Source organism: Wenzhouxiangella sp. 15190, assembly GCF_003417465.1.
Classification (GTDB): Bacteria; Pseudomonadota; Gammaproteobacteria; order Xanthomonadales; family Wenzhouxiangellaceae; genus Wenzhouxiangella.
Genome location: NZ_QVMV01000014.1, coordinates 1 through 4521, shown reverse-complemented (window position 1 = coordinate 4521; position 4521 = coordinate 1). Strand labels below are relative to the sequence as shown.

Annotated in this window: 3 protein-coding genes and 1 pseudogene; 2 read left to right on the top strand and 2 right to left on the bottom strand. The window is 61.0% G+C overall.

Going from position 1 to position 4521, the window contains the following annotated elements; translation table 11 throughout:
• Window positions 1-361: His/Gly/Thr/Pro-type tRNA ligase C-terminal domain-containing protein (locus DZK26_RS04095; RefSeq protein WP_258870803.1), on the top strand; the 361-nt coding region annotated here is incomplete at its 5' end.
• A 53-nt stretch (window positions 362-414) separates the two neighbouring features.
• Here DZK26_RS04095 and DZK26_RS04090 read toward each other — a convergent pair.
• Together DZK26_RS04090 and DZK26_RS04085 are read right to left on the bottom strand one after the other, a co-directional pair.
• A complete protein-coding gene (locus DZK26_RS04090; protein ID WP_181918233.1) occupies window positions 415-2175 on the bottom strand; it encodes a tail fiber domain-containing protein in 1761 nt (586 codons plus the stop codon).
• A gap of 141 nt (window positions 2176-2316) precedes the next feature.
• On the bottom strand, window positions 2317-4296 hold the full coding sequence (locus DZK26_RS04085) for a hypothetical protein (RefSeq protein ID WP_147306581.1): 1980 nt from the start codon (window positions 4294-4296) through the stop codon (window positions 2317-2319).
• 4 nt (window positions 4297-4300) lie between these two features.
• On the opposite strand from DZK26_RS04085, the pseudogene DZK26_RS14490 reads away from it, so the two are divergent.
• Window positions 4301-4521 (top strand): annotated as a pseudogene (locus DZK26_RS14490) (proline--tRNA ligase); the annotation flags it as partial.

The following is a 4521-nucleotide window of genomic DNA, read 5'->3' as shown; positions in this document are numbered from 1 at the left end:
CGTCGCCGCCGCGATCGAGCAGAACCACGACGACGCGGGCATTATCTGGCCCGAGCCGATGGCACCGTTCCAGGTCGCCATCCTGCCGGTCAACGGCCACAAGTCGCACCGGGCCCGAGAGCAGGCCGAAAAGTTCTACGAGGAACTCACCGCAGCCGGTGTGGAAGTACTGATGGACGACCGGCCACTCCGCCCCGGCGTAATGTTCGCCGACGCCGAGCTGATCGGCATTCCGCACCAGCTCGTCATCGGCGAACGCGGCCTCGACCAGGGCATCGTCGAATATCGACGGCGCGGCGGCGAGAAGGATGAGATCGCACTCGATCAGGTCATCGACTTCGTCACGTCGCAACTAAGCTGACCCCACCGGCGGGGCAAGCTCGGCGGTGCAGGCCGCACCGCCGGAGCCGAGCTTCATTCAGACCGGGCCACGCGCTCGTCGTCAAGCAGCAGCGCTTCCAACGCCGCGAGGCGTTGTTCCAGTTGGTCAGACCTTGATGCTCGTTTTTCGAGTTCGGCAACCTTCGAACGAAGCACGTCGATCTGTTCAGACTGGTGCTCAATCAGCACATGCTGCTCGCGGATTGCCTGAATGGCCAGGGGCGTGAAGTCGTCATAGGACAGTGCCAGCGTCGCGACCTCGTCGCTAAGTGGGCTTACGATTTCCGGAAAAATATCGCGCACTTCCTGGGCAATGAATCCAATGGAAGGCGTGGCATCGGGGGTGTCCTTCTTGAATCGGTAGCGGACTGGACGAAGCTCAAGCACACGATCGAGGACACCGTCGATCGCCTCGACATCGCGTTTCAATGTCCGATCCGAGGCCTTCTCGTAATCGCCAGTGGTGGTGATCCTGGCTGTTGGACCCCATGAACCGGACAGATTGTCGTTCCAATAAAAGTTGAGATTGTCAGTGTCCCAACCGGTGGTCATTGCCCAGCCTCCGTCGGCACTTCCACTTCCGCCACCGGAGTTCTGGATAATCAGGCCCATATCGCCGGTCCCGACCGGTCGCAAGTGGACAGCCCCTGCTGGATTGTTGACGCCGACGCCAAGGCCGCCGGCGGCGCGAACCAGAAACTGATGATCAGCCGTCGAGGCAAAAACATCGCTACTCGACTTATCTGCCCAGACGAAAGCTCCCCGATGATTAGCGTTGGCATTGAAGCCCGCGGCAAAACTATTATCTGCGGTTGCTTCGTTTGCAGAGCCTCCCGGGACCGTTGCCAGAGAACCGCTGGCCGTATTACTACGGCCACCCCCGACCGTCGCGTAATTCCCGCTGGCCTTATTGCTGGAACCGCCACCGATCGTGGCATAGTGACCGCCAACACTATTGCTGGAGCCGCCCCCGAGAGTCGCGCTTGCCCCGCTGGCCGCATTCGACACGCCGCCGCCGATCGTCGCGTTTTCCCCGCTGGCCGTATTGTTGTGACCTCCGCCTACCGTCGCATACCAACCGACAGGCGTAGAAAAATCATCGTTGCCAGCCTGGTTGTTATGCCCCCCCCCAATGACTCCGTAGGCGTCAACTACAACATTCGCCCGTCCGCCACTAATGGTTGCCCCGTAGTGTGCAGGCGTCACCGTATTATTGGGAGCGCCGGCGACCAGGTTGGGAGCGAAGCCGTCTCGGATAGTATCGGTGGCCGGCTCTATGCGCACGCCGCGGCCGCCATCGACATGCAGCTCTAATGCCGTGTCGTCGGTTGTGCCGATAAAGTCCGTTTCCGGCGAGGTGCCGGCATTGCCGCCCAGGCGCCAGAAGGCGGGTGCGTTGAGCACGTTCGTCCACTGCACCTCGCCGGCGCCCAGGGCGTACTGGGCCGCCGGCACGCTGGTGATTTCCTGAGTCTCGGCCAGCCAGGTGCCGTTGACCTGGATTCTGAGATACTTTGCGACGGTGTAGTCGACTTCACCAAAGTCCAGTTCGGCCTGGAACAGCCCATCCTCGACCGCCACGCTGAACGGGCCATCAGAACTGATCAGGGTACCGGTGGCTGGATCAGGGTCGTCGTAAAGTTCGAAAAACAAACCGACGGTCTCACCATCGACCAAGTTGCCGCCCTCCTGGAGCTGACCCTGGTAGGTCAGAGTGGTCTGAGCGAACGTGATCGGGATGGAAATGAACAGAAGAAAAAGGCCGATCGAGGCCTGGTATGTACTCCGGAGCATGGCGCCTCCCTTTGCCATTGGATTTTGAGACCAATACTCCTCTTACGGGAATCAGCGTACCATCCTGCCAGGCAATTTTCCGTACAGCCCTTGGGGAATGCTCGCGCGCCACTGAGGCGCGCGAACGTCACCCCAACCCGATCATAGGCCGGCGACTTCTACGGTTTCGACGCGCGCCACCCAGCGCACATTGGTGCCGGCATCACCGGTCACCTCGATCAACAACGCATTAGTTGTGCCATCGGCCTGGAACCTCACATCCCAGCCTGAAAATGAATCTAGGTCAACCAGATTAGCGTTTGGATCGCCCCAGAACTGTGTAGCGGTACCGCTTGAGTTGGTGAAGATCAACCCGGAACTTTTCCAGGCATGTGCAGTATCCGAATCAACGTCCTTGCCTATGATCAGAATCTCGAACGCAACCGCCCGGCCTAAGTCGACCTTGAGCCGCTCACCCGACCCATCAAGAAATAGTTCGGTCCATGCCGTGTCCGAGGTCGTATTGCGCAGAACCAAGTTCGAAGCTTGCGCATCGCCGGGTTGCGTGAAATACCCACTCGCATAGGCCTGCTCACCGTAGCGCGTTGCCCGGGCACCCTCACCGCCCGGGATGGTGCCGCCGTCCGCGGAATTCTCGACGACATTCTCGCGACCACCGGAAATGGTGGCGTGCTGTGCGCCGCTGCCGATATCGTTGCTGTAGCCGCCACCGATGAACCCGCGAAACCCCTGAGAAAAATTCGACTCGCCACCACCGATGGTGGCGCGATTGCCGGTAGCAGTATTCGAAATGCCGCCGGACACGATCGCGTAACTGTTGCTTGCAGTGTTCGATTCGCCCCCTCCGACCGTGGCGCCCTGCCCCAATCCCCCGGCCTGGTTGTTGATGCCTCCAGCAATGGTCACCCCTGTGTTCTCGGCTGAATTCCCCGAGCCGCCACCGATCGTAGCGAATTGCTGAGCAGAAGAATCTCCATCATCAACACCTGCCCGGTTATTGCCGCCACCGGCGATGGTCCCGTATTGGTCGTGCACTTTATTCGCCGTGGCATCGCGATTTGCGTTGTCCGTCCAGCCACCACCCCCTATGCTGCCAAACCACGCGAGCACTGAGTTGTGAGAACCGCCACCTATGGCGCCATAGAAACCATCGACAGTGCCCTCAAAGCCGCCGGCCACCGTCGAGTAGGACTGCGAAGCCACGTTGCCATGCCCGCCGCCAACGGTGGCATTGAGACCGCTGGCCGTATTGAAGTGGCCGCCACCGACCGTGGCACGTGAGCCAGAAGCAATGTTGTCCTCGCCACCGCCTACGGCGGCCGCACGGCTTGAGTTTGGATCACCGTCTTCGGATCCGGCCACGTTGGCGGCACCACCGGCGACCGTGCCGAAATCATCCCTGACAATATTGCCGTCGATGTATGCCCCGCCGGCCACGCTCGCACTCACAGCCCCGTCGGTGACCCGGTTGGCCCGACTGCCGGCAATGAAATTGGGACCGTCACCCGGCTCAATCCGCAACGCGCGATCGCCGTCAACGTGGACTTCGAAAGGGGTGTTGTCGTTGGTACCGATAAAATTGCTGCCGGGCGTGGTGCCGCTGTTGCCGCCCAGACGCCAGAAATCAGGCGCACCGGACACATCCGACCAATACACGCCACCGGCACCAAGCGCATATTGCGCGATCGGCACGGAGGTGATTTCCTGCGTGTCGGCCAGCCAGGTGCCGTCGACCCGGATGCGCAGATGCCTGGCAACCGTAAAGTTGACGTCACCGAAATCGAGCGGCACCTCGAAGAGACCGTCTGAAACATTCACCGTAAACGGCCCGCTGTCGGCTACCTTGCTGCCGCTCGTGGGGTCAGGGTCGTCGTGCAACTCGAAGAACATGCCGACATTACCATTGACCGGTGTTCCGCCGTCCTGGAGCTGCCCCTGATAGGTGATGGTCGTGATAACTGCCGCGTGCAGCGGCGCGAAACACAAAAAAAGGCCGACAACGGCCAGGCGCACAATACCGCGCATTGGGAATCCCTCCGGGAAGATGAGTTTTTGGCGAGTAAAGCTATTTAACGAGATCCGGCCATCGGGAATGCCAGTCTCGGCGGTGCGCTTGGCCACTTAGGAAGAGATCCGCTCGGCCATCGGCGCCGGCCCGGGCAGCTCGACCGGGTCGAGCTGCCCATTCCCTGCGTTATCGACCGCCAGGTCGCCGTTATGAGCGATTTCGGCGCCGGCGCCAATACCGACGACAAGCACTACTTCGGCATCAACTGGGAGCGCGACGTCGCCCTGCCAGAAGTCGCCGACCTGCGCAACGTCCTCGCCGGCGACCCCAGCCCGGAA